Consider the following 24606-nt stretch of genomic DNA (forward strand, 5'->3'; position numbering starts at 1 on the left):
TTCTGTTATTAATAAGGAGCTGCATATTGCGGCTCCTTTTTTTCATGTTCTTTTGGTGGTACGTCTAATCTTAAAAGCATTACGTGCCCTTAGCCATCCATAGACTGTAAGCAAAACAGCAATTGCCGCAAAACCCAATCCGCCTGCGAAACCAAGCTTCCGTGGCTCTACCACTTCTAATAACAAACCTGCACCAAACATGGATAACCCCAACATGCTACTACTGCAAGCCGTCACCAAACCATAGATGAGCCCTCGATATTTCTCAGGTGTTTCACGCATTAGCAGTGTATCCAGACAAGCATTTCCTACCCCTGACATAAGGGCCAACAGTATATAGATCAGCACTGCGATCAATGGCAGAGTCGCCATACTAAGCAGCATAAGCAATCCCCCTTCCACGAGCAGACATATTACTACTCCTGGAAGCAGCCAATGCTGAAAATAACGAGAGCACCAGTTGCTTAATACCAGTCCCGTCCCAAGCGCCGCATAGAACAGACCTACACCCCAATCTCCAAGGGCAAACACTTCAATTGCATATACGCTGATCAATACATTGTCGATCCCGTTGATGACCGGTACCCATAACTCGAACAGGATGATGATCTGTAATGCTACAGAGGATCGAACCAGCCTCCATATTACCGAAAGAACATAAACTGCACCATTAGCGCGAGTAATCATTGAAGAATTACCAGTAGCTGAAACGGCTGAGCTCTCCACATTTTCAAGCGATCTCCCATTTGATTCAGTACCTACTCCCGATGGAAACGAGACTTTTCGAATCAAAACAGCAGCCATCAGAAAACACAGTGCATTGGTTATAAAAGCAGCCTGCGGCCCCATCACGGATGAGGTGATCCCTCCAAGAAAGGCACCTACGATCAGCACCGTACCGTTCATGACCTGTTCAAGTCCGTTAATTTTGAGCAAATGTTCCGACTGAACAAGCAGTGGTATGCCTGATTTACGGACCGGCGCATAAAGAGCCTCGGCGCAGGCTAGTAAAGTACTCGCTGTATATAGAATCCACAAATCATCTGCACTGTTTACGAGTAAATAACTTAGAGCAAGAGGCACCCTTATCAAATTGGTAAGCAGCATAATCTTTCTCCGTGAGAAGCGCATGATTAACATGCCACCTGCCGGGGCAAGCAACAGGAATGGAAGCACACGCAGACCAAGGGCTAGTCCTACTGCAAGTCCAGATCCTGTTGTGCTGAGAATTAACGAAAGCATGGCCACCTGGCAAAAACGGTCACCTATGCCGTTCACTAGTCCCGCGACAAAGAACTTGCGGTACTCCGATTCTTTTTGTAGCAGGATCACAATGGAAGATCTAAATAGCATGACATATCCTCTTCTCTAATATTAGACATTAATCTAATTAGATAAAATTCTAATATACAAGGATTGACAATGTCCTTTTTTTTATTTTGTGGGATATTCAATAACACTTTTGTGATAATCCTGATTCATCCAGGTCATACTAATTTGCAAATATAGGGTGTATAAGGGGTGAAGGAATGAGTACAACAGCGCAGAGCAGCCAGGATCAGAGAATATCTCCGAATCTTACGGAAAATACGGATTATTGTAAGAAGGTGATGGGGAATAGCAAAGACTTGATGATTCGTCCTCTGCAGTGTTTGCACAAATGGCCTTCTGTCATGTTGTACATCGATGGGATGGTAGACGTGCAGATTGTGAATCATTCCATCCTGGAATCCTTGTTACAAACCCGAGAGCTACCTGACTTCTCAGCGGAAAATGAGCATCTGATCTATCTCCAGAATGATGTCTTGGTGGCCAGCAACGTGATATTGATTGATGAGATGAAAGACGTTCTTGATGCCCTTCTGGCGGGCTTTGCCGTTGTGCTCCTAGAAGGTTCCAATCAGGGTCTGAAAATTGCAGCGGCAGGCTGGGAAGACCGTGCCGTCGGCGAACCCATCTCCCAGACGGTTGTTCGCGGTCCCATGGAGGGCTTTAATGAAAATTTGCGAACGAATACAGGCTTGATCCGCAAACGAATTCGTGACCCCCATCTCTGGATTGAAGAAAGGGAGCTTGGCCGAGTCACCAACACCAGGATAGCCGTGGTATATCTGGAGCATATCGTCGATCAAGAGGTTATAAAAGAACTGCGGCGAAGGCTTGATGAGATTGATATTGACGCTATTCTGGAAAGTGGATATATCGAGGAGCTCGTGCAGGACAAAACAGGTACGATCTTCCCTACGGTCTATAACAGTGAGCGACCAGACACCGTATGCGCCGCACTGCTTGAAGGTCGGGTCGCGATCATTGTAGACGGTACTCCTTTCGTACTGCTTGTTCCCGCTCTGTTTGTTCATTTCTTTCAGTCCCCCGAAGATTATTACCAACGGGCCGATATTAGCTCATTGATTCGAATGATTCGTTATCTGGCGTTCTTTATCGCGCTGCTCGCTCCATCCTTCTATATTGCCATTACTACCTTTCATCAGGAGATGCTACCTACCAACCTGCTTATTAGTCTGGCAGCTCAGCGTGAAGGTGTTCCATTTCCGGCATTTATTGAAGCCATCTTAATGGAGCTGACCTATGAAATTTTGCGGGAAGCCGGCATCCGTATTCCAAAGACCGTCGGTCAAGCCGTTTCCATCGTAGGTACCCTTGTTATTGGTCAGGCCGCAGTAGATGCAGGCGTTGTATCGGCTGCCATGGTTATTATCGTATCCATTACAGCGATATCCAGTTATGTTATTCCGGAAAATGGACTATCCATATCTGTGCGGATTCTGCGATTTGTCCTGATGATTTTGGCTGCTGCCTTTGGTTTCTACGGAATTCTGATGGTTCTGCTGATTACGGTAACCCATCTATGCAGTTTAAGATCTTTTGGTGTGTCTTACATGTCCCCGTTCGCACCTTACATCGGGAAGGATCTCAAAGATACCATTTTCCGCGTGCCTTGGACCCGGATGAAAACCCGTCCGCTCTCTACCGGAACTGCGAACGAAACCAGACAAGCTAACAAAAAAACGAAGCGATAATCGGTAAGGAGAACGTGTATGAACAAATGCCTACAATTGATTCTATCTTTTGCCGTTCTGCTCCCCCTCCTTACCGGATGCTGGGATCGACAGGAACTCAATGAGCTTGGCATCATGCTGGGTCTTGGTGTAGACAAGGATGGCGATATGATTAAGGTTAGTGCTCAAGTGGTTGTTCCCAATGAAGTATCCTCCAAGTCAGGAGGAGGTAAAGGAACGCCTGTGACTCAGTATCAGGCTTCTGCGCCTACCTTGTTTGAAGCCATTCAAAAGTTAACGGAATCTAGCCCACGTCGTATATTCATGGCACATATCCGCGTGATGGTCATTGGCGAAGAGTATGCTCGCAAAGTGGGCATTTATGATATCACAGAAGCATTAATGCGCGAGCCTACGGTTCGTCCTGACTACTACGTCATGGTTGCACGAAATACAACAGCTTCCAAGGTGCTAGATGTGCTGACACCACTTGAAAATTTACCTGCGGAGAAGATGTTTAATTCATTGGATGTATCCACCAAGACTTGGTCACCCACAACAACCGTAACTGGGGATCAGTTAATGGAATACATTTTGGCTCCTGGAATACAGCCTGTAATTACCGGGGTGGAGGTTGTTGGTCAACCTGAGAAAAGTGGAAGTCAAGCTAACATTGGGACCATTAAGGCTCCTGCCAGCCTCAACTCAACAGGGCTGTCTGTATTCAAGGGAGACAAGCTGATTGGGTGGCTAACGGAGGATGAATCCAAGGGATATAACTACATTCGAAACAATGTGGTATCCACCATCAGCCATCTTCCTTGCCGAAAAGAAGGATATGTGACCTTCAAAACACTTCGTACAACGACCAAACGGAAAGCAAAAGTCGTGGCAGATCACCCTTTAATCAATATTAAAATCAAAAATGTATCTTCCATAGGTGCCGTTGAATGTGGAATCAAAATCGGTTCAATGGAAGTACTCAAGGAATTGGAACGGGACAGTGAGGAACGTCTTGTAGAACTGATGCAAAAATCCATCAAATCGGTACAGCGCAAGTTTCACGTTGATATTTTCGGATTCGGGCAAGAGGTCTACCATGCTGATCCCAAGTTTTTCAAAAAAGTGGAGAAAGATTGGGACAGTTATTTGGAAGATCTGGATGTCCATTACGATGTCAATGTACAAATCAAACGTGTAGGTACACTGGATGATTCATTTAAAGATCAAATTAGGGAGTGAGACAGGTGTTACTTACACTTAGTGTCATTGTGACCGCAGGGCTCATTGGGTGGTTCGATCTGCCCGGGCTCATACGTCGCAAGGAATGGAAAGAAACAGCTGTTTACAGTGTCTTGCTGATCCTGGCTACCTTTCTAAGCATCTTCGCGGCCAACCTGTGGGAAATCCCCAGTCCACTTTATCTCATCATATGGATCTATGAACCTGTAAATCAATTTCTTGCACACTTGACTGGAACTTAGTGAAAAGGAGGGGACCATTATGCTTGAGAAGGGCCGTATCGGAACAAGACAATTGTCCACCCTCATTTTCATGATGGTGGTCGGGGATATGATGCTGATCTACCCCTCGGTCATCACTTCCTATGCTAAACAAGATGCATGGATATGTGCTCTTGTAGGGGTTCCACTCGGGATGCTTCTTATGCTAATGTTCATAAAACTATGCAGTTTGTATCCAGGGAAGAATCTGGTACAAATTTCACGAAGCATTTTAGGATTTTGGCCAGGTAATTTGGTCACTGTATTTTACCTTTTCTTCTTTTTAATAGGTGCCTCAGCACATACGCGAGAGGTTGGAGATTTCATCACGTCCCAGATTTTTCAGTACACCCCGATCCGAGTCATTATCCTGATGTTTGTTATTACACTGGGCTGGGGGGTATACCATGGTCTAGAAACGATGGGACGAAGCAGTGAACTGCTCATGCCTATTCTTATTGTGTTTATTCTCGTGCTTGCATTCTGTTTACTGCCTCAAGTTGATCCTAGCAATCTGAAGCCCATAATGATGGATACCGGCGTCGTGCCCATCCTGCAGGGCATTCTCGTGAGTATCATATATCCGGTAGGGGAACTGGTTCCCATTATGATGATTATCCCTTACACGCTAAAACAGGCACATCAAACCCGGGATGTACTTATTTCTGCAGCACTTGGAAACCTGTTGTTGGCGGTACTGGTTACTATCTCCATGCTTGTTCTGGGTGCATTCCTTACACAACATAATATCTATGCTTCCTTTATTTTATCTCAGAAGATTAATATAGGTGGTTTCTTTGAGCGTATTGAAGCCATAATGGCTTCTTCCTGGCTTATCTCCACGTATGTCAAAGCGATGGTGTATCTGTACGCATTTATTGTGGGATGTGCTGAACTGTTCAAGCTCAAGCAATACCGGATGCTTATTTTGCCCGCATCATTGTTGTTATTCGGCCTTGCCAATCTGGTCTCTCCCAATTTGACCTTCATCGTCATTACGGTCGTTCCATATTGGGTAGATTGGGATACCACATTGAGCATTATATTGCCAGGGCTGTTACTGTTGGTGCACATGTTCAAAAAGGGATGGAAAAACAAACCTTCGGGATAAGGCAATACTGGAGTTCTAATATGTCAGGAAGGAGGCTGTAGACCATGATAATTAAAGATAAAATTACCATTCGGCAATTCACCTTACTTACCTTTCTTGTCATGGTTGGGGATATGATTTTGATCTATCCTTCGTTGGTCACAACCTTGGGGAAACAGGATGCATGGATATGCTCTTTCCTCAGTCAGCCCATCGGTCTATTTATCATTTGGATTTTGTACAAACTACAACAAACCTACCCTGAACTATCTTTGATAGAAATTTGCAAGAAATTGCTTGGTTCATGGATTGGATCGATCTTGTCTGCTGGTTACCTGTTCTATTTCGCTATAGGCGCTGCCATCTGTATCCGGGAAGTTGGAGACTTCATGACGACTCAAATCTACCTCCAGACCCCCATCCGTGTCATTTTGATTATGCTCATGTGTTCACTGATCTGGGGCCTAATGAAAGGATTGCAAACCATGGGAGCAACCAGTGAACTATTGACCCCTATTGTTGTTGTTTTTATGGTTCTCCTGTTCGTGGGTTTGCTGCCCAAAATAGATGTTTCACATCTGCAGCCTATCTTTAACATCAGCCGGGTTCATTTGATTGAAACCGTTGTACGTGGAGCATTTACCTCCTTCGGGGAGCTGCTCGTGCTTACGATGATTCTTCCTTATGTAGTGTCAGGTCCGCACCTTAAACGAGACCTGTTACTTGCCACTTTCTGCGGAGGTCTGCTCCTGTGTGTATTGCTATTATTTTCCCTTATGGTTGTGGGTCCTTTCTTAACCCAGCATAACATTTTCATTTCGTATACCCTGTCTCAAAAAATTAATATCGGCAACTTCTTTGAGCGCATTGAAGCCTTCATGGCTACTGCCTGGTTAATTGCGACCTATTTCAAAAGTCTGCTGTACATGTTCGCTTTTGTTATCGGACTAGCTCAGCTGTTTCAGTTGAAAACATACAAACCGCTCATTCTCCCTTCATCCTTGCTCATGTTTGCATTGGCCATCCTGATCTCCCCCAATGTCATTTTTTATATCGAAACCATTATGCCTGCATGGGTGGATTGGGACATTACTTGCAGTTTTATTATTCCTCTGTTGCTTTTACTTGTTCATCGCATTCGCTTTGGCAAGAACAGAAAAAATCAGACCCATCCAGAACGCTATCCCACATAAAAAAGGCTGTGCTTCACGGTATATATACCGCGAGCACAGCCTTTTTTATGAAGTAAACATTTTTTCGATGTATAGAGAACAGGCAAGTTAACTTCCTAAAGTTGCTGTAAAGCCTCCAACGCAGCCTCAATATGCCCTTTAACTCGAACTTTCGACCACGACTTCAACAAAACACCCTCTTCATCAATGAGAAACGTGGAGCGTACCATGCCCATGTATTCCTTGCCATACATCTTTTTGAGCTGCCATACGCCGTACTTCTCGGCAACCAGATGTTCTTCGTCGGATAACAGAATGAATGGCAAACCGTATTTGGCAATGAATTTGTGGTGCTGCTTCATCGGATCAATACTAATCCCCAGAATAACTGTATTTAATCCCTTGAACTCCTCATGACGATCACGGAAATCACATGCCTGCTGTGTGCAGGAAGAAGTCATATCCTTCGGGTAAAAATATATAAGCACCCGCTGTCCGCGATAATCGGAGAGTTTCACCGTCTCTCCCGTACTGGACGGAAGTTCAAAGTCTGGTGCCAGCTTGCCTTCGGTTAATGTCATCTCATTTCCTCCTATATCTCGTCTATACTTTCAATGGATATCTGTTATGATCCTGCTCCGCGATACTTCTTCACGCCATAATTCCATAGGAGAAGACCGATGGAGCCAAACACCAATCCCATCACAGGTGTCAGCATCGCCATACGATGCATTTCGGATCGTTCCAGGAACAGGGCTGCCGGATAAATGCCCACGAAGGCAAATGGAATGACCCACGTTAACAGGACCTGAATCGCGCGGTTATAGATGGTTACCGGATAACGTCCATATCCCTGAATGTTGTACATTAATGGCAAGATACCTGTAGGCGCGTCCGAATAAAAGGACAGAGACGTCAAGGTGATATAGATTCCTGCATAGATTAACACTGAACTAAGCGTAAGAATAATGAGGGCCGGAATATGCCACCACTCCAGCACAAGTCCCATCTCCGCACCGCTGATGACCATAATGATCAGACCGATAAACGAACCAACGAGTGCAGGCGGGTCCACATTTTCAAGTAAAATCTGGAACAGGTTATGCGCAGGCCGTGTTAATATGCGATCCATCTCACCTTTCACAATATACCGTTCACTGAACCCCCACAGATTGATAAAGCAACTGAAGATGCCGTAAGGCACCATAAAATATCCATAAACAAAAAGGACTTCACTCTCACTCCAGCCGCCCAAATTATCCGTATGTCGGAAAACCACAAAGATAAAGATCAGATTGGTTGCCTGGAACAGCAAATCCGAAAGGATCTCAACCCAAAAGTCGGCGCGGTACGTGAGACGTGTTTTCATGTAATTTTTTAAATATTCCCAGATCAGACCCATATAGTACACTCTGTTATCCTCCTTGCACGAACAGACGCTTGCGCGCCTGACGCCAGACCAGCATCATCGGAATGAGCAGTATGACAAACCAGAACACCTGAATGCCGAGTACGCTCCAGATGCCTGTGCCTTCCACTCTTCCGGTGAAAACCGAACCGGGTAGATACGTAATGGCCTGAAAAGGCAATACTTTCATCACTGCGGACATCCAGCCCGGATAGAGGCTGATTGGAATGATCAGACCCGAAAACAGATCAACCACGACCCGCTTCATGCGCATCATACCTTCATTGTTTTCCACAAAAAATGCGGCCAGTCCCGTAATGACATTAATCTGGGAGTTAATGAGGAAACTGAAGAACAACATAACCAGAAAGCCAATCCACGCGGACGGCGCCGTAGGCAGTTCAACCGGGAACAACAGAATGGCAATGAGCATTCCAGGAATCATGAGCAGCAGGAAACGGAAAATACCTTCGCCTAGTCCTTGCATCATTTTGACCATGACATAGTTGATCGGTCTTATGAATTGAATGGCAATGGAGCCATCCCGAATATCTGCGGCTATTTCCCGGTCCAGGTTGTTAAAATAAAACGCACGCGCCATCCACGATACAGCCACATATGTCGTCATCTGAGCTGCCGTAAAACCGCCCAGTTCACCACTACTGCCGTAAATGGCTTGCCACGTAAAGTAATACACGCCGATATTCAGCGTATATATCAAAATGCCGGAATAATAATTCACCCGGTATGCAAGCATCGTCAGGAACCGGATGCGCATAAAATCAAAAAATGCACTATTCATCTTAAGATACACCCACCGCTTCGTTCTTTGCGCCCAAAATTTCGGGACGCTCGGCGGAACCGGATTGGTAAATACTGCGCACAATCTCATCCGTGTTAATCTCAATAATCTGAATATCGGTAATATCTGCCTGTCCAACGACGCGTCCCAGCACATCCGACACGTTGAGTTCAAGTGGAATCCAGACCGATGCGGACAGTTCATTCTCCACCGTCCAGCGAACAGGGAGCGCAGCCGTCCACTCCAGCATTTGTTCCATAGGATGAGCCGTGCCAAACTTGAACCGGATTTCCCGTTCCTTGCCCCACTGGGACTTCAGATGATCCAACCCGCCATCATAGATGATATTGCCCGCATCGAGCATAATAACTCTTGAACATAAAGCTTCGATGTCCTGCAGATCGTGGGTTGTCAGCAAAATGGTTGTTCCGTGTTCCTTATTCATGTCTTTCAGGAATTCACGGATTTCCGATTTCACAACAATATCCAAACCAATGGTAGGCTCATCCAGGAAAACAATATCTGGATTGTGCAGCAGCGCAGCGACCAGCTCACAGCGCATACGCTGTCCAAGACTGAGCTTACGAACAGGACGGTTCAGCAAATCCTGAAGCTGTAACCGCTCAACAAGTTCATCTAGACGTTTGCGGAAATCGACCTCACCTACTCGATACACCTTGCGCAGCAAATGGAAGGACTCAATAACACCGATATCCCACCAGAGTTGGCTGCGTTGACCAAATACGACACCAATATTCTGCACAAACTTCTCACGTTCCTGATACGGAACATATCCACCAACCGATATTTGCCCTGAAGTAGGCACCAAAATGCCGGTCAACATCTTAATCGTTGTTGATTTACCGGCACCGTTCTCCCCAATATATCCGCATATTTCGCCTTGCGGAATTTGAAATGAAATATCATTTACAGCCAAGACCTCCTGGTATTGACGTGCAAACAGATCCTGAAATGCGCCCTTAAGCCCTCCTCGACTTTTCTGGACGCTAAACGACTTGCGTAAATCTTTGACATCAATCGCCAGCATGATTATACCTCACTTGGATTTTGTTGAAATTGCTTGTAGCCCAAAAAGAAATTATAATAGTATCAGTCAAAATTCAGCAAGCTTTAAAAAATAGTCTGAGGCCGCGTCCTCTGTTGTATCTCACAGATATGTCGTGTACGGAAAGCCCGGGCTAAATCAATTTGGACTCATCTTCATTTATTTTGAATACAAAGGAGAGCTAGCATGACCAGAAAGACGAAGAGAACCATTTGGATTTCTCTTGCCGCCTTCGTGCTTATTGTTGGAGGCGCTGCGGCATTTTATTTCGGTTCTATTCTCAATCAGTTGAATGGCTTGCAAAAGGAAGGCGATGAATCGCCGTTTGCCGGTATCGAAAATGTTGAAAAAGTAAGTACACCGGATCCTCCGAAATGGGAAGGCACCGAAACGGTTAATATTCTCGTTATGGGTGTTGATGCCCGCGGGCTGGAGAAGGGGGAAGTTCCTCGTTCTGACAGCATGATGGTCGTTTCGCTTGACCCACTCACCAAAAAAATTAATCTATTCTCCATTCTGCGCGACACATACGTCAACATTGACGGATATGGCAAGGAACGAATCAACACTGCTATTACCCATGGTCCCAACGTAGCAATGAAAGCTGCTGGAGACCTGCTGGGTATCCCTGTCCAGTATTATGTGTATACCGATTTCCAAGGATTCATCAAATTGGTGGATGCCGTTGGCGGTGTGGATTTTGACGTAGAGAAGGACATGCACTATACAAGTAAAGCGGACAATAATGAATACGATATTGATCTGAAAAAAGGCTACCAGCATTTGGATGGCGATACGGCTCTCATGTACGTTCGCTTCCGTCATGATGCCATGTCGGATTATGCACGCTCCGAGCGGCAGCGCGAATTCCTGAAAGCTGTAGCAGCGAAAATGCAGTCAACGACAACCATTGCCAAACTGCCTTCCATTCTGGAAGAAGTAAATCCTTATGTAGATACCAATCTTACCCTCTCCGACATGTGGAAGCTGGGCGGACTCGGATATCAGAGCAGCATGAACGGCAGCGAGCAAATTCCGCCAATGAAAATGCTCAAGGAAGAGCGGACACCTGGCGGAGCTGAGGTGCTGTCCGTAACCAATGAAGAAAAATTGAAGCAATATATTCAAGACATCATTCATCCTCCTGCTCAAGAAGAAGGCAGTACTACCGGAGCCGAAGACAAAACGGCAAGCGGTGACGATCAAGACTCCAAGCAACCTGCACAGTAATGACGTGCAACACGCAGAGGGCAGCCCATATGCTGCCCTCTCGCTGTGTTTTGCTTATCTAATACGAAAGGAAGTTATTTTATGAATCCATCACGTTCCCGTTCCGAGCTTTTATACGAAGAAGCACTTCAACATATTGTAGGAGGTGTGAACAGTCCCTCCCGCTCATTCAAAGCGGTAGGTGGCGGTGCACCTGTATTTATGAAAAAGGCGCAAGGTGCGCACTTCTGGGATGTCGACGACAACCGTTATATCGATTATCTCGCGGCGTACGGCCCGATTGTTACAGGACATGCTCACCCTCATATTACCCAGGCGATTACCGAGGCAGCCGCAAATGGTGTGCTGTACGGCACGCCAACAGAACTTGAAATCAAGCTCGCCAAAATGCTGAAAGAAGCCATTCCTTCGATGGACAAGGTTCGTTTTGTAAACTCCGGTACAGAAGCAGTCATGACCACAATCCGGGTTGCACGCGCCTACACCAAACGCAATAAAATCGTGAAATTCGCCGGATGTTATCACGGTCACTCCGACCTGGTCCTTGTGGCAGCAGGTTCGGGTCCTTCCACGCTGGGTATTCCGGATAGTGCCGGTATTCCAACGAGCATTGCGCACGAAGTCATCACGGTACCTTTCAACGATCTGGACAGCCTGAAAGCAGCTCTGGAGCGTTGGGGCGATGATGTCGCCGCAGTCATGGTTGAACCGATTGTCGGCAACTTCGGTATGGTCATGCCGGAACCTGGCTTCCTGGAAGGACTCTGTGCTATGACGCGGGCCAACGGCTCACTCGTAATTTACGACGAGGTAATTACAGCCTTCCGTTTCCACTATGGCTCCACACAGACGTACGCGGGACTCGACAATCATGCAGAAATTGAACCGGATCTGACTGCACTTGGCAAAATCATCGGCGGCGGTCTGCCCATCGGTGCTTACGGCGGGCGTAAACAGGTTATGGAGCAGGTTGCTCCACTCGGCCCGGCCTATCAAGCCGGAACGATGGCTGGTAACCCTGCGTCTATCTCTGCGGGTATCGCTTGTCTGGAAGTTCTGCAAGGTGAAGGTGTATATGCAGAGATGGAACGTCTTGCGATTGATTTGACAACAGGACTTCAGGCTTCTGCGGATCGTCATGGTATTGCGTTAACCATTAACCGAATTCGTGGTGCCTTTTCCACCCACTTCTGTGACCATCCGATTACGAACTATGATCAAGCCCAGGATACCGATGGGGAACTGTTCGCTTCCTTCTTCCGTCATATGCTGAATCGTGGCATTAATCTGGCTCCTTCCAAATATGAAGCCTGGTTCCTGACCACTGCACATACGGACAAGGATATTCAAGAAACATTGGAAGCCGCAGAAGCTTCCTTCAAAGCTATGGCTCAGGCGTAAACCGTTATCTAACAATTCACACGTCGCAGCATAGCATGTCACTGAAATTAAATTAATCACATGAAATAAAGGCGTCCCACAAGCGATTATTCCGCTTGTGTGGACGCCTTTTGCAGTTTCATTATCTCCTCACGGATAATCCTCAGCCCTTCCTTGATCCGCTGCTTAGGTACATTGGATATGTTTAACCGCAGCATTTTATCCTGATGTACCTCCTGTGCACCCTCCGGAAAATATCGTTCTGTTGTATCGGCAATCACTCCCCGTTGCTCCAACCGGGACAGCAAGACCTTGAGTGGCATATCCTTAGGCAGTGGCAGAACCGTATGCTCCCCTCCTGTGCGTGGTGCATTCACAAACGGAGCAAAGTCCGGGTAAGCATTAAGCTGTTGATACAGCTTGTTCATCCGGGCAGCATAACGACTGCGGATGACTTTGCCATGGTGGGCAAACATCCCGTTACGGATGTAGACTTCAAGTGCTGCCTGGGATAGTACCGCAGTGTCAATATCGAGCATTTTTTTGTATTTACTAAACGATGCAGTAAGACTTGCAGGCAGAATAGCCACGCCAATCCGCAGGCCGGGAAACAGGATTTTGGAGTAACTTTTCAAATAAATGACTCGCCCTTCCGTATCATAGGACCATAACGGGTCCTGCTTTGTGTTCTCTTCCAAATCAACCAAGAAATCATCCTCTACCAGATAGACATCATAACGCTGCGCCAGGCGGATTAATTTTTTCTTCTCAGCTGCCGTCAGGGAAGTCCCAATCGGGTTGTGAAAACGCGGCATAACATAAAAAAATTTGATGTCTCCTTCGCGGAACTGTCGTTCGAGTGCGTCCCAATCCAGGCCCTCCAGAGAGCGCCTGACACATACAATAGGGACATTCAGTCCTTGAAGAAGCGAAGGCATATTATGATAACCCGGTAGTTCCAGCATTACCTGCTTTTTCCCATTTGGAAAAGGCATTAACGCCAGCACAGCTAGAGCTTGCTGCACCCCTGAAGTAATAAAGAACTGCTCCTTCCGGGCAAACACCTGATAATCGGCGAATTGCTTCTGCAACAATTCAATCAAGGAAGGCAAGCCTCTCTCGGTTCCATACAAAAACAAATCCGCCTGTTTCTTCTCCATTGCCTGATCCACACAATGGCGAAAATCGGAATAAGGGAATACACGCGGATCAGGAGCTGCAGAGGCAAAATCCAGCGGTCCCTGCCACTCTCCATCCTCCACTTCGGCTCCATTCTGTACCGCATAATATCCGGACTGAGGCACCGCGTAGACCAGATGCCGCTCTTCCAGCCACTCATACGCTCGTATGGCTGTACTCACACTACATTGATACTGCTCAGCCAGAACACGCACAGCCGGCAGTTTGATTCCTTTGTCCTGCCATTGTCCACTATTCTGCTGCCGCAATTGGTCCTGAATCCATTGCTTAAGTGATTCGGCGATTATTTCGTATTTTCTCATTGGATTCTGCAACTCCTCCGACTTCAGCATTACCTTAAGTGTACCGGTACAGTAAACGTTTTTGTCTATTGTACCACTATTGGTCTGGCAGTATATTGAATAAGGTCAGACAGCGTACGCAGCAACATATGCGCGGTTGTAGTAGTAAAGAAAAACCGTATTATTGGAGGAAACCCTATGAACAATAGCCAGACTAGAACATACGCATATGTAGCAGCTGTTTTATATGCAGCCATTATTGGTTTATCCTTTTTATTTGTCAAAATGACGGTGAGTGTGGCACATCCAATTGATGTACTTGCACATCGTTTTGCTTTGTCATTACTCGTAGTCAGCATCCCTGTCATTTTCGGATGGATCAAGATCAAGCTAACCCTTCGTGATCTGTGGCGTATCATTCCGTTAGGGCTGCTCTCTCCTGTTTTGTTCTTTGCCTTTCAGGCATTCGGGTTAGTCTCGTCCAACTCATCGGAAGCAGGGATTATCCAGGCGATGGCCCCCGTATTCACACTTGTGTTAGCCTCTATCTTTCTTAAGGAACGTACATCCCTTTTGCAAAAACTGTTCCTGCTGCTGTCCGTGGCGGGTGTAATCTTTATTTTCTTGATGAAAGGAAGCGGGATGTCGGCAGGAAACTTTAAAGGTATTGCTTTACTGCTGCTCTCCACGGTGTGTTTTGCAGGTTATGGTGTGTTGGCAAGACCCTTGGCGCAGAAATATAAACCGATGGAATTGACCTGGGTGACCCTGATGGTTGGATTTATCGTGTTCAACGCAGCTTCTCTGATTCGTCATGCGTCGAGCGGAACCATGATGGATTATGTGAAGCCACTCGGAGATGCATCTTACCTAGGAGCACTGGCCTATCTGGCCGTCCTCTCCACCATGTTCTCCACGCTGCTGGCGAGTTATGCCCTGACTCATCTGGAAGCTTCCAAAATGAGTGTATTCAGTAATTTGTCCACACTCATTTCGATTGCTGGCGGAGCCTGGATATTGCATGAACCTGTCCATGGATACCACTTTGTTGGAGCCTTGCTGATCATCGCAGGTGTACTTGGCACCAATATGAGCGGAAGAAAACGCAAGCTGGTCAATCCAGATAAAGCATGATACAATGTGAAAAATTATAAACGGATGTTATCAACAATGATGAAGAGAAGTACACAGGACAGGATACCTCAGAGAGCCGGCGGATGGTGTGAGCAGGTGTATCGGTCATGTGGAAATGGGCTTCGGAGTTCCGAGTTGAACCCTTTCTGCCACCTGTACTCAGGAGCGCGGATCGTCAGTAGGCAAGGCGGCATGTTCAGCCGTTATCCATGGACAGGATATCGATAAGGAATATGTGGGCTTTCTGCATATATTTATCCGTATCCCTCAAGTGGGCCGCAACCAGCGGCCAATTAAGGTGGCACCGCGAAGCATAAGCTTCGTCCTTCTATTCTGTTCCCGTCTGGGAAACAGGATGAAGGACGAGGCTTTTTTGATTTATGTATGTACCCAAAACTGTTGCAGGCTGAAAGGAGGTGATGGTCGTGGAAGACGGCTGGTGGCGTCAGCAATTAAGGATCGAAAAATTACAACATCAAAGGAGAATGAACCATGAACAAGAACAAAGACATTATTTTAACCGGAGACCGGACAACAGGACAGCTTCATCTCGGCCATTACGTTGGCAGCCTGCGCAGTCGGGTGCAATTGCAGGATGAGTACAAAACGTATATTTTACTGGCTGATGTACAGGCGCTTACGACCCACTATGATCAACCGGGGATGATTGCAGACAGCGTGCATCAAGTGACACTCGATTATCTTGCCGTAGGTATCGATCCCAATAAAGCCACTCTGTTCATCCAGTCGATGATCCCGGAAATTGCCGAGCTGACTGTCATATTCTCCATGTTTATCACGGTGAACAATCTTCGGCATAATCCCACGATTAAAAACGAAGCGCGTGACCGTGGCTATAAGGATCTCTATTACGGATTTCTCGGTTATCCCGTCAGTCAGGCTGCGGATATTGCGTTCTGCAAAGCAACCCTTGTTCCCGCGGGGGAAGACCAGATCCCACATATCGAAACAGCGCGGAAGCTGGTCCGGCGGTTCAATGAATTATATTCGCCAGTTCTGCCTGAACCACGTATTCTGACCGGAGAACGGCTGGGCGGACTGGATGGCGTGGGCAAAATGAGCAAAAGCATGGGCAATGCCATCTCGTTGAATGCTCATCCTGATGATGTGTATGCCAAGCTGGCCAGGGCAAAAACCGATCCTGCCCGCATTCATCGTTCTGACCCAGGACATCCGGATATTTGTCCGGTATTTGCCTATCACCAGCTGTTTCGAAAGGATCAGGCCGCTGAGATTCATGCGAGCTGTAGTGACGGCACCATTGGTTGTAAGGATTGCAAGATGATTGCAGGCACTGCAATTAACGAACTGCTCTCCCCTTTCCGTGAACGGAGAAATTACTATGAACAACGTGGACATGAAGTGAAGGAAATCCTCGTGGAAGGCACACGCCAGGCCCGTCAGGCTGCACGTGAGACGATGCTTGAGGTTCGTGAAGCGATGGGGATACGTTATTTCGACTGACGGTATGAGAAGGCTTGATCACGTTAACACTGCTGAGAACAGTATATTGGGAAAAGAGGTCCCCTCAGCATGAAACCAACACAGCCTTCTTTTTTGCAAGCCATGATGTTAATGATGTTATCTGTAGGCCTGATCAGTCACGTCCTGATCATCCCTGCCCTTTTGTCTTCGGCCAAAAGAGATGCATGGATATCCGTTCTGTTGTCTGCAGGGCCTTATCTTTTATTCACTCTAATGCTTGCCTATGTCTCTCGTTTTCTCCAGCACCAAACCCTGCATGAATGGCTGACTTCCCATCTTGGCAAGCCTCTTGGCATGCTGTTTCGGGTGGGAAACAGCCTCTTTTTTCTGTCCGTGATCTACTTCACTCTGCATGATACCACCACTTGGGCCAAAACCAATTACCTGACGGAGACGCCCATATTGGTTACAAGCATTGCTCTGATGTCTCTCTGTGCCTATGCGGCCTATAAAGGAATACGCTCTCTGGCATTTACAGCAGGTTTGATCCTGCCCCTGGTTGTGCTGCTTGGCTTCTATGTAGCTATCGTCAATACACAGTACAAGGATTACAGTCGTCTGCTGCCTGTGCTTGAACATGGCTGGCATCCCGTGCTTCATGGCACAGTCTACAGTCTTGCAGGCATGTTTGAGTTGCTGTTCATCTGGTATCTGCAGCCCCACCTCTCCAAACGGATACGTGTATGGCAGTACCTGATGCTCGCGTTAATTATCCTTGGGCTGACACTCGGCCCACTCATTGGGGCGGTCGTGGAATTTGACCCTTTTGAAGCTGCCAAAATGCGATATCCCGCCTTTGAAGAATGGCGAATTGCGTCCTTGGGCAAATATATTGCCCAGACTGATTTCTTTTCCATTTATCAGTGGCTCGCCGGTTCTTTTACCCGGATTAGTCTGGCCATGTATATTGTAGTAGAAATTTGGAATATTAAGAGCTCCTCCAGAAGGATCATATGTTGTGCCACTCTTGGCGTCTTTTTTATTCTTACCATGCTGTATCCTCTGGATGATATGACATTCGAAAAACTGCTTGTCCAATACATATTCCCGTTCAATCTCGTGTATCTGAGCGGACTAGCGGTGGTTGCAACAGCAGTTGCATACATCAGTTCACGCCATCAGAGGAGGAAACATCATGGAGCACCAAACGATTGACACCACGTCCCATGAAACGCTGCTTGCCTCTTTCGAAGAGCAGTTCAGTCCCTGCGCAGATGTTGTTATTCAAAGCTTTCCTGCCAAAGATGAAACCGATATGTCGGTGATTATGCTCTATTGCGACGGTTTGGTCGATGGTAAACAAATTAATCAGTTTATTATCCCACGGCTGGAACAGCATTCTCTACATGAAGAAGAAGCACATCCCAAAGAATTGGGGTTAACATTGAATCCAGTGGATGATCTCACAGATACAGAGAATTTAAATCTGCTGATTTTCAGCGGACAATTACTGCTCATTTTCGGAAATGGTGATCAATCCTGCAGTCTAGATATCGCGAGTATACCAGGAAGAACCCCTGAGGAGTCGGCAATCGAGTCATCGATTAAAGGGCCTCGGGATGGGTTCACTGAGGAGTTATCCGTGAATATTGGCCTCATTCGCAAACGAATGAAAACCTCTTCCATGTGTTATGAGAAATATGTTAAAGGTGGTCGTACCCAGACCGCTATTGGTCTGTTGTATGTCAAAGACATCATTAACCCGGATATTCTGAAAGAAGCACGCCAAAATCTCGACCAAATTGAAATCGATGGCATTCTCGGTACCTCTATTATGGAACGTGCCATTATGGGGGGAATTCGCAGTATCTTCCCACTCACTGATAATACGGAGCGACCCGATTATGTCGTGGACTCTCTTTTAAATGGGCGATTTGCGGTTCTCATTGAAGGTTCACCAGTAGCCATTATCGCTCCAACCACTCTGTTTAATCAGTTAAAATCGCCGGAAGACGAGAGTACCCCTTTTTTCATTGTTACTTTTGAGCGAATATTGCGCATATCCGGATTACTGATTGCCTGCTTCTTCCCTGCCTTCTATATCGGCCTGACTAGTTTCAATGTGGAACAGATCCCCTTGCCTCTGCTTGCAACCATTTCGGGTACACGGATGGGTCTACCTATGCCAGTAACGCTGGAAGCATTTTTAATGATATTTATGTTTGAGCTATTTAATGAAGCCGGCCGCCGACTCCCACGAGCCTTGGGACAAACCGTCAGCGTCGTAGGTGGGCTTATTATCGGAGATGCAGCTATCCGAGCAGGAATTACTTCCCCCACAATTATTGTCACGGTCGCTATCTCGGTTATCTCCAGCTATATTTTGGTGAATACCGTGCTTAGTGGGGCTACTGCTCAAGTCCGGATTGGGATGCTAGTCATTTCTTCCATTCTTGGGTTATTCGGTTTCATGATTGGACTACTTGGTCTGCTGGTGCACCTCGTATCCTTGGAGTGTTATGGCGTCTCATACCTGTCACCCGTCTCTCCTTATATACCCGGCGACTTCACCCAAGCCGTATCCATGCCCCCTTCTATGAAGCGGACCAAGCGCCCAGCTGTACTCCATACACAGGATTCCACTCGCCGGAGGAAAGGCTCGTGACTAGATGGATGGCTAAAGTTAGCTTGTTAATAAGCTGCTTTATCCTGCTGACCGGGTGCTGGGATTCCAAAGAGGTTCAGAGTATTAACTTTATCACGGCTGTAGGGATAGACTATGCGGACAATCAATACATTGCTTACGCTCAACTCATTGATTTCTCCAGTATTGCCAAGCAGGAAGGACCCACTTCAAGGCAAGCAAGTGATATTTGGATCGGACGGGGTGAGGGTTCTACGCTGAGTATGGCTATTGATGATCTATATCAAACGTCTCAGCAACAAACGCTTTGGACCCATGTAAAAGCAATTGTTTTATCCAAAAATGTGTTGAATGGACGGCTGGAGGATGTCTTCAATACACTGTTGCATTCAGGCCAACTGAGATATACCCCATGGCTCTACGGTACAGAGCGTAACATTACAGATGTACTCGCTCCCTCTGCCCTGCTGAACCAATCCGCCCAGACCATTGAGCTGTTTGAACCGATGAAGCTGTATAAGCAACATTCCGGTTATGAACCCATCCGGCTTCATCAGCTCCTTGACGGGTTTCGGGAGCCTGCTTCCGTTATTCTTTTGCCGTCCATTACCAATCAGAACGAGACTTGGTATAACGGGGATGAAACACCCCCGCTGATTAGAATGGATGGGTTTTACGTCATTTCAAATGGTAAAAATCAAGGCAGGGTAACGGGAAAGGACGCTGATGGCACACGATTTGTGAATTATGACCGCGTCTTTCAATATCCGTTATATGTATACAGCAACGGGAGCAAAACGCCGGAGCTGACGCTTAGGCTTAATCACCCAAAGACCACGATTAAGGCGAGGAAAGAAGGAAATGGCGTTACATTCGACCTGGTTACTTCGGTTAAAAGCGCCATCATCGAGGATCATAACTCTCATCGCTCTCCCCATGTTATGGAAAAGGAAGCGGAGAAACAGATTCAGTCCGAAATTCGCAATACGTTTGAGAAAACCAAATCACGCAAGATTGATTCCTACGGTTTTGTGGAACATCTATATCGTCATGATCTCCCCTTATGGAGACAGGCGGTATATAAACGGGCCAACCCACTTGAGGGGTTTAAACTCGGTAAGGTCGAGGTTCATGTGAAAATCCTCAATGCCAGTACGTATAAATACGATGAGTAACGCAAAAAGACGATCAGCAGCCTGCAGTCCATGCAAGGTTACGGGTCGTCTTTTCATTTCGTCTTATCCCAGTGGAAACGCCATAACACTCATGAGTGCCAATTCAGGCTGAGTGGTATCCAGACGACTGTACTGGACGATAACAGGAACATCGCTGGAGACGGTAATTGCATAGGGTACTCCAGGAGGGATGAGTTGTTCACCCGATCTCAACGACGCTGTCCGAATATGCTTTGTTCTTCGCGCAGGCACCTCAGCCACGATGTCTTCGAGCGGTTCCCTATCTTCAAAATAGATCGTTATTTGCAGCTGTGCATCCACTGTGCCTGTATTTAATACACAGATGCTCTCGTGACTCTCCAGTGAGCCCGAGCTGTCCGGTGGAATGTAACCATCGGGAATCACCCAGTAGGTGTGACCTGTCGCTGTGGAAGATATTTTATGTGCTGAAGTGTTCGTCTGATCCTGTGCCATTAAATAATTCCTCCTTTGCTAATGCAATAATTAGTTAAACACGCGGGAGGCTCGCGGGGCGGAAGCTTCGGCGGGCAGATCGGGCTATGGGCCGCTGTTGGCTCGGGATTTCTTTTATTCCCCCTCAGCAGGGGAAATCCCGCTCCAAAGGCGGACGCTTCGCTCCCTCTGCTCCGATTCCGCCCTCCTTCGCTGCAACGCTCGCCATGGCTTTTTAAAGGCTTATTGCCTTCGCTATGTTCGCTGGGCAACTTAAGAGCAACCTTGCTCGTTACTTCGTTAACTCGCTTAATAAAAAGGCTGCTTGCGGGGCAGGCGCTTCGGTGGGCAGATCGGGCTATGGGCCGCTGTTGGCTCGGGATTTCTTTTATTCCCCCTCAGCAGGGGGAAATCCCGCTCCAAAGGCGGACGCTTCGCTCCCTCTGCTCCGATTCCGCCCTCCTCCGCTGCTTACCTCAAATACATATGCAGCGGCTGCAGTCGCAGCTCGCGGATGGCTTCCGCCACCTGCATGGCTAGGCGACGGGCACCGCGCTCCTGAAAATGCGTGTTATCCTCCACGCCTGCTGGGAAGTTCACGTACTCACCCGGCATCACCCACATGAAGTCCTCCTTGCTGCCTTCAATGCCCGCTTGCTCGAACAGAATGCGGCTTCGCTCAGCCAGATCGATCAGAGGCACACCTTCCTCTTCCGCCAGCTCATGCACGGCGACGATATAATCGCCATGGGTGTCGGTCAATGTGCCGTCATCAGCGAAGTAACGCCGATGCACCGGTGTCACGAGCACCGGACGCGCCTTAGCTTCGCGGGCGGCATCGATATACTTTTTCAGATATTCCTTATATGTTGTGAAAGGCTCCGTTCCCCGGTCAGGACCCGGCTTCTCATCGTTATGTCCAAATTGAATAAACAGAAAGTCTTCCGGCTTAATTTTCTCCAGAATGGCATCCAATCTGCCTTCATTGATGAAACTGCGGGAGCTGCGCCCAGACTGTGCATGATTATCCACAGCAACATCATGTTTGAACTGTGCGGGTAACAGCTGGCCCCAGCCACAGTATGGATATCCACTTTCCGGCTGATCTGTCACGGTAGAATCACCAGCGAGAAATACTGTCATCGTCTGATTGGCAAGCGTGATCTCCATTGCATTAATCCGTGGCGCGGGACCGGAGAAGGATAGTCGGAGCTTCCCGCCACGAACCACAACCGAGAATCGAACCTCTGCACATTGCCCAGGAAGTGTACGAATGGTTGGCAGCATCAATCTGCCCTCTCCGGCTTTGATTCTGGTGATCGTCTCCGCCAATTCATCCCCTGCAATTAACAAGACTTGATAGGTTCCATCAGGTACATCAACGATGAAAGATGCCTTGAGCGGAATACAAAAGCTTGAACGCAATCGGGCAGACACATTGGCCTGCCCTTGTTTGCCGTTGTTTGCCCTACTGGAATTCGATACTTCGTCTTCACTTATCCGTTGTTTCTCATACACAAGGGAGCCGGATTCAAAACCGTATTCTCCCTGTTCTTCATATGCAGTGCTGGCAGACACTTTCAAATAACCCTCAACCTCACCTGCACTGCCAGAGTCCGGTCCAAAATTGAACTTCCAGTGGGTAACGGCCTCTTCACCGCCCTCTGCCGTTACCTCCGTGGCAACAGCCTGACTACCCTGGGCCTTATTCAATAGGAACAACCCCCTTGTTCAATATGCTAATCCAGGTTTGGATCCAGTGAATATCGTTTATCCTTTCAGTCCGCTGGTGCTCATGCCCTGTACAATTTGTTTCTGGAAAATAAAGAACACGGCTACAACGGGTACGAGACTCACAATGGACATCGCGAACATCGCTCCCCAGTTGGAGGCAGACTCACTGTCCAGAAACATTTTCAGTGCCATGGAGACCGTATATTTATCCGGCGAGTTGAGATACAGTACTGGACCGAGCAGATCCTCCCATCTCCAGTAGAAGGAGAAGATCGCAGCCGTTGCGAGTGATGATTTGATGAGCGGCATAATAATCTGTACATACAGTCTGAACTTGTTACAACCATCAATGGTAGCCGCCTCATCCAGCTCTTTCGGAATCGTACGAATGAACTGTACCATCAGGAAGATAAAGAACGGCATCCCGAAGAACGTAGGTACAACTATCGGTAGAATGGTATTCAACCAACCAAGCTTCGTGAAGATAATATATTGGGGTACGAGTACAACATCATGCGGCAACATCAGAGTTAACATCATCAGAGAGAACCAAAAGTTACGTCCTTTGAAGTTAAGTCTAGCAAAACCAAAGGCAATCAGCGATGAGGATAACACGGCACCAATCGTAGAGATGACCACAATAACGAGTGAGTTGGTGATGTAATCCATAAACGGTCTTCCGCCTGCGCCTTTCCAGCCATCCGCGTAGTTACTCCAGATCCATTCCGTTGGGAACAATGACTCGGCAGTTACGAAAATGGTACGACTTTCTTTGAATGAGCTGAAAAGCATCCATAGAACGGGATAAAGCATCAGGAGGGCCAAAGCTGCAACGAACAGGTGATAGATGGGCCATTTCACATTTCTCCAAACCATCGTTACTTCCCTCCTTCGGATTCATAGAACACCCAGAACTTGGATGTCAGGAACACCGCGACTGTGAGTATACCGATCATAATAAGCATGATCCAGGCCATGGCCGAAGCATAACCCATGTTGTTAAACATAAAGGCCTGACGGAAGAGATACAGCGAGTAAAGCATCGTACCGTCCATTGGACCGCCCTCGCCTTTAGAGATGATATATGCAGGTACGAAGGTCATAAATGCACCGATGGTTTGCATAATCAGGTTGAACAGAATGATTGGACTGAGTAGCGGTAAGGTAATACCAAAAAATTTACGTACCGGGTTGGCACCATCCACACCTGCTGCTTCGTACATCTCGGGAGATATATTTTTCAGACCGGCCAGGAAGATGAGCATGGAAGATCCAAACTGCCAAACAGATAACGAGATCAGCATAACCAGAGACGCATTCGGATCACCAAACCAGCTGATTGGCCCAATTCCGATTGCCGTTAATGCACTGTTGATGACACCTTCATTACTGAAAAGGTTACGCCACATAATCGACACGGCCACACTACCACCGATAATGGATGGCAGGTAGTACAAGGTACGATACGTTCCGACCATACGGGATCCTGTATTCAGAATCATGGCTACGAAAAGTGCGAAGACCAGCCTTAGAGGGACACCAATGAACACATACAGGAACGTTACTTTAACCGAATTCCAGTACTTCGGATCATCAAAGAACATTTTGGTGTAGTTGTCCATCCCGATCCACCGTGGGGAAGTGAACAGGTTATAACTCGTAAACGACATGTATAGGGATACAAACATCGGAATAAGCGTAAAGCCCAGAAAGCCGATGATAAAAGGACTAATAAAAGCATACCCGGTTAGGTTTCTACGCAACGACGAATATTGCCTCAACGGAACAAACCTCCTTTATTGATCTGCTTGCTTCCCGCTACCTTGCTTCGAGCTACTGGACGGGGAAAGGCCCTCGCGGTATGCGAGT

Annotated in this window: 22 protein-coding genes and 1 other annotated feature; of the genes, 12 read left to right on the forward strand and 10 right to left on the reverse strand. The window is 47.2% G+C overall.

The features are described from left to right. Positions 1–42: 42 nt before the first annotated feature. Positions 43–1353, reverse strand: coding sequence for an MFS transporter (locus tag gpAD87_RS29055; protein WP_064642333.1), 1311 nt, complete (start codon positions 1351–1353; stop codon positions 43–45). A gap of 176 nt (positions 1354–1529) precedes the next feature. Between gpAD87_RS29055 and gpAD87_RS29060 the strand changes: the two genes are divergently transcribed. The 5 genes from gpAD87_RS29060 to gpAD87_RS29080 are packed head-to-tail and all read left to right on the forward strand — an operon-like array spanning position 1530 to position 6805. Beyond that, on the forward strand, positions 1530–3041 hold the full coding sequence (locus gpAD87_RS29060) for a spore germination protein (protein ID WP_064642335.1): 1512 nt from the start codon (positions 1530–1532) through the stop codon (positions 3039–3041). 18 nt (positions 3042–3059) lie between these two features. Next, positions 3060–4262 carry a Ger(x)C family spore germination protein gene (locus gpAD87_RS29065; RefSeq protein WP_064642337.1) on the forward strand — a complete coding sequence of 401 codons (1203 nt, stop codon included), beginning with the start codon at positions 3060–3062 and terminating at the stop codon, positions 4260–4262. 5 nt (positions 4263–4267) lie between these two features. After that, entirely contained in the window at positions 4268–4504 is a 237-nt protein-coding gene (locus tag gpAD87_RS29070) for a hypothetical protein (protein ID WP_064642339.1), read from the forward strand. A gap of 19 nt (positions 4505–4523) precedes the next feature. After that, on the forward strand, positions 4524–5633 hold the full coding sequence (locus gpAD87_RS29075; protein ID WP_064642341.1) for a GerAB/ArcD/ProY family transporter: 1110 nt from the start codon (positions 4524–4526) through the stop codon (positions 5631–5633). A 44-nt stretch (positions 5634–5677) separates the two neighbouring features. Then, positions 5678–6805 (forward strand): GerAB/ArcD/ProY family transporter, encoded by a 1128-nt coding sequence (locus tag gpAD87_RS29080; RefSeq protein WP_064642344.1) that lies wholly within the window; start codon positions 5678–5680, stop codon positions 6803–6805. Between the two features lie 95 nt (positions 6806–6900). On the opposite strand, the gene bcp is transcribed toward gpAD87_RS29080, so the two are convergent. From bcp to gpAD87_RS29100, 4 genes are read right to left on the reverse strand one after another with little or no spacing between them, the layout of a single operon-like run. Beyond that, positions 6901–7365: a thioredoxin-dependent thiol peroxidase gene (gene bcp / locus gpAD87_RS29085; RefSeq protein ID WP_064642346.1), complete on the reverse strand. Its 465-nt coding sequence runs from the start codon at positions 7363–7365 to the stop codon at positions 6901–6903. A gap of 44 nt (positions 7366–7409) precedes the next feature. Next, positions 7410–8186: an ABC transporter permease gene (locus gpAD87_RS29090; protein ID WP_175382219.1), complete on the reverse strand. Its 777-nt coding sequence runs from the start codon at positions 8184–8186 to the stop codon at positions 7410–7412. A 13-nt stretch (positions 8187–8199) separates the two neighbouring features. Continuing rightward, positions 8200–8994 (reverse strand): ABC transporter permease, encoded by a 795-nt coding sequence (locus gpAD87_RS29095; RefSeq protein ID WP_064642351.1) that lies wholly within the window; start codon positions 8992–8994, stop codon positions 8200–8202. Position 8995: 1 nt separating this feature from the next. Further along, a complete protein-coding gene (locus gpAD87_RS29100) occupies positions 8996–10042 on the reverse strand; it encodes an ABC transporter ATP-binding protein (RefSeq protein WP_064642352.1) in 1047 nt (348 codons plus the stop codon). Between the two features lie 204 nt (positions 10043–10246). Here gpAD87_RS29100 and gpAD87_RS29105 point away from each other — a divergent pair, with 204 nt between their 5' ends. Together gpAD87_RS29105 and gpAD87_RS29110 are read left to right on the forward strand one after the other, a co-directional pair. Then, positions 10247–11290 (forward strand): LCP family protein, encoded by a 1044-nt coding sequence (locus gpAD87_RS29105; protein ID WP_064642354.1) that lies wholly within the window; start codon positions 10247–10249, stop codon positions 11288–11290. An 81-nt stretch (positions 11291–11371) separates the two neighbouring features. Then, positions 11372–12691 (forward strand): glutamate-1-semialdehyde 2,1-aminomutase, encoded by a 1320-nt coding sequence (locus gpAD87_RS29110; RefSeq protein WP_064642356.1) that lies wholly within the window; start codon positions 11372–11374, stop codon positions 12689–12691. Positions 12692–12777: 86 nt separating this feature from the next. On the opposite strand, the gene gpAD87_RS29115 is transcribed toward gpAD87_RS29110, so the two are convergent. Further along, positions 12778–14172 (reverse strand): aminotransferase-like domain-containing protein, encoded by a 1395-nt coding sequence (locus tag gpAD87_RS29115; protein WP_064642358.1) that lies wholly within the window; start codon positions 14170–14172, stop codon positions 12778–12780. A gap of 177 nt (positions 14173–14349) precedes the next feature. Here gpAD87_RS29115 and gpAD87_RS29120 point away from each other — a divergent pair, with 177 nt between their 5' ends. The 5 genes from gpAD87_RS29120 to gpAD87_RS29140 all read left to right on the forward strand — a co-directional run bounded on the left by gpAD87_RS29120 (position 14350) and on the right by gpAD87_RS29140 (position 20550). Continuing rightward, the gene (locus gpAD87_RS29120; RefSeq protein ID WP_064642360.1) at positions 14350–15285 is read left to right on the forward strand and encodes a DMT family transporter; all 936 of its coding nucleotides are present in this window, start codon (positions 14350–14352) and stop codon (positions 15283–15285) included. 27 nt (positions 15286–15312) lie between these two features. Then, positions 15313–15616, forward strand: a binding site (T-box leader). Positions 15617–15777: 161 nt separating this feature from the next. After that, the gene (trpS, locus tag gpAD87_RS29125; protein ID WP_064642362.1) at positions 15778–16770 is read left to right on the forward strand and encodes a tryptophan--tRNA ligase; all 993 of its coding nucleotides are present in this window, start codon (positions 15778–15780) and stop codon (positions 16768–16770) included. Positions 16771–16839: 69 nt separating this feature from the next. Next, entirely contained in the window at positions 16840–17946 is a 1107-nt protein-coding gene (locus gpAD87_RS29130) for a GerAB/ArcD/ProY family transporter (protein WP_064642364.1), read from the forward strand. Then, on the forward strand, positions 17927–19396 hold the full coding sequence (locus tag gpAD87_RS29135) for a spore germination protein (protein WP_063568160.1): 1470 nt from the start codon (positions 17927–17929) through the stop codon (positions 19394–19396). Before gpAD87_RS29130 ends, gpAD87_RS29135 begins: the two co-directional genes overlap by 20 nt. Beyond that, positions 19393–20550 (forward strand): Ger(x)C family spore germination protein, encoded by a 1158-nt coding sequence (locus gpAD87_RS29140; RefSeq protein WP_064642366.1) that lies wholly within the window; start codon positions 19393–19395, stop codon positions 20548–20550. The genes gpAD87_RS29135 and gpAD87_RS29140 overlap by 4 nt, the downstream gene beginning before the upstream one ends. A 63-nt stretch (positions 20551–20613) precedes the next feature. Here gpAD87_RS29140 and gpAD87_RS29145 read toward each other — a convergent pair whose 3' ends face one another. From gpAD87_RS29145 to gpAD87_RS29160, 4 genes are all read right to left on the reverse strand, one after another. Further along, positions 20614–21024, reverse strand: coding sequence for a sensory rhodopsin transducer (locus gpAD87_RS29145; protein WP_064642368.1), 411 nt, complete (start codon positions 21022–21024; stop codon positions 20614–20616). A 450-nt stretch (positions 21025–21474) separates the two neighbouring features. Further along, a complete protein-coding gene (locus gpAD87_RS29150; RefSeq protein WP_064642920.1) occupies positions 21475–22587 on the reverse strand; it encodes a rhamnogalacturonan acetylesterase in 1113 nt (370 codons plus the stop codon). Between the two features lie 186 nt (positions 22588–22773). Further along, on the reverse strand, positions 22774–23613 hold the full coding sequence (locus gpAD87_RS29155; RefSeq protein ID WP_024633028.1) for a carbohydrate ABC transporter permease: 840 nt from the start codon (positions 23611–23613) through the stop codon (positions 22774–22776). A 2-nt stretch (positions 23614–23615) separates the two neighbouring features. Continuing rightward, entirely contained in the window at positions 23616–24518 is a 903-nt protein-coding gene (locus tag gpAD87_RS29160) for a carbohydrate ABC transporter permease (protein ID WP_024633027.1), read from the reverse strand. Between the last annotated feature and the right edge of the window lie 88 nt (positions 24519–24606).

This window comes from Paenibacillus sp. AD87 (assembly GCF_001659845.1).
In the GTDB taxonomy this organism is placed as follows: Bacteria; Bacillota; Bacilli; order Paenibacillales; family Paenibacillaceae; genus Paenibacillus; species Paenibacillus marchantiae.

Bases quoted from the DNA above. Each gene is read 5' to 3' on its own strand.
- gpAD87_RS29065 (WP_064642337.1), top strand. From the start codon at position 3,060: ATGAACAAATGCCTACAATTGATTCTATCTTTTGCCGTTCTGCTCCCC.
- gpAD87_RS29120 (WP_064642360.1), top strand. From the start codon at position 14,350: ATGAACAATAGCCAGACTAGAACATACGCATATGTAGCAGCTGTTTTA.
- gpAD87_RS29060 (WP_064642335.1), top strand. From the start codon at position 1,530: ATGAGTACAACAGCGCAGAGCAGCCAGGATCAGAGAATATCTCCGAAT.
- gpAD87_RS29100 (WP_064642352.1), bottom strand. From the start codon at position 10,042: ATGCTGGCGATTGATGTCAAAGATTTACGCAAGTCGTTTAGCGTCCAG.
- gpAD87_RS29080 (WP_064642344.1), top strand. From the start codon at position 5,678: ATGATAATTAAAGATAAAATTACCATTCGGCAATTCACCTTACTTACC.
- gpAD87_RS29105 (WP_064642354.1), top strand. From the start codon at position 10,247: ATGACCAGAAAGACGAAGAGAACCATTTGGATTTCTCTTGCCGCCTTC.
- gpAD87_RS29075 (WP_064642341.1), top strand. From the start codon at position 4,524: ATGCTTGAGAAGGGCCGTATCGGAACAAGACAATTGTCCACCCTCATT.
- gpAD87_RS29115 (WP_064642358.1), bottom strand. From the start codon at position 14,172: ATGAGAAAATACGAAATAATCGCCGAATCACTTAAGCAATGGATTCAG.
- gpAD87_RS29130 (WP_064642364.1), top strand. From the start codon at position 16,840: ATGAAACCAACACAGCCTTCTTTTTTGCAAGCCATGATGTTAATGATG.
- bcp (WP_064642346.1), bottom strand. From the start codon at position 7,365: ATGACATTAACCGAAGGCAAGCTGGCACCAGACTTTGAACTTCCGTCC.
- gpAD87_RS29110 (WP_064642356.1), top strand. From the start codon at position 11,372: ATGAATCCATCACGTTCCCGTTCCGAGCTTTTATACGAAGAAGCACTT.
- gpAD87_RS29055 (WP_064642333.1), bottom strand. From the start codon at position 1,353: ATGCTATTTAGATCTTCCATTGTGATCCTGCTACAAAAAGAATCGGAG.
- gpAD87_RS29135 (WP_063568160.1), top strand. From the start codon at position 17,927: ATGGAGCACCAAACGATTGACACCACGTCCCATGAAACGCTGCTTGCC.
- gpAD87_RS29155 (WP_024633028.1), bottom strand. From the start codon at position 23,613: ATGGTTTGGAGAAATGTGAAATGGCCCATCTATCACCTGTTCGTTGCA.
- trpS (WP_064642362.1), top strand. From the start codon at position 15,778: ATGAACAAGAACAAAGACATTATTTTAACCGGAGACCGGACAACAGGA.
- gpAD87_RS29145 (WP_064642368.1), bottom strand. From the start codon at position 21,024: ATGGCACAGGATCAGACGAACACTTCAGCACATAAAATATCTTCCACA.
- gpAD87_RS29090 (WP_175382219.1), bottom strand. From the start codon at position 8,186: ATGGGTCTGATCTGGGAATATTTAAAAAATTACATGAAAACACGTCTC.
- gpAD87_RS29095 (WP_064642351.1), bottom strand. From the start codon at position 8,994: ATGAATAGTGCATTTTTTGATTTTATGCGCATCCGGTTCCTGACGATG.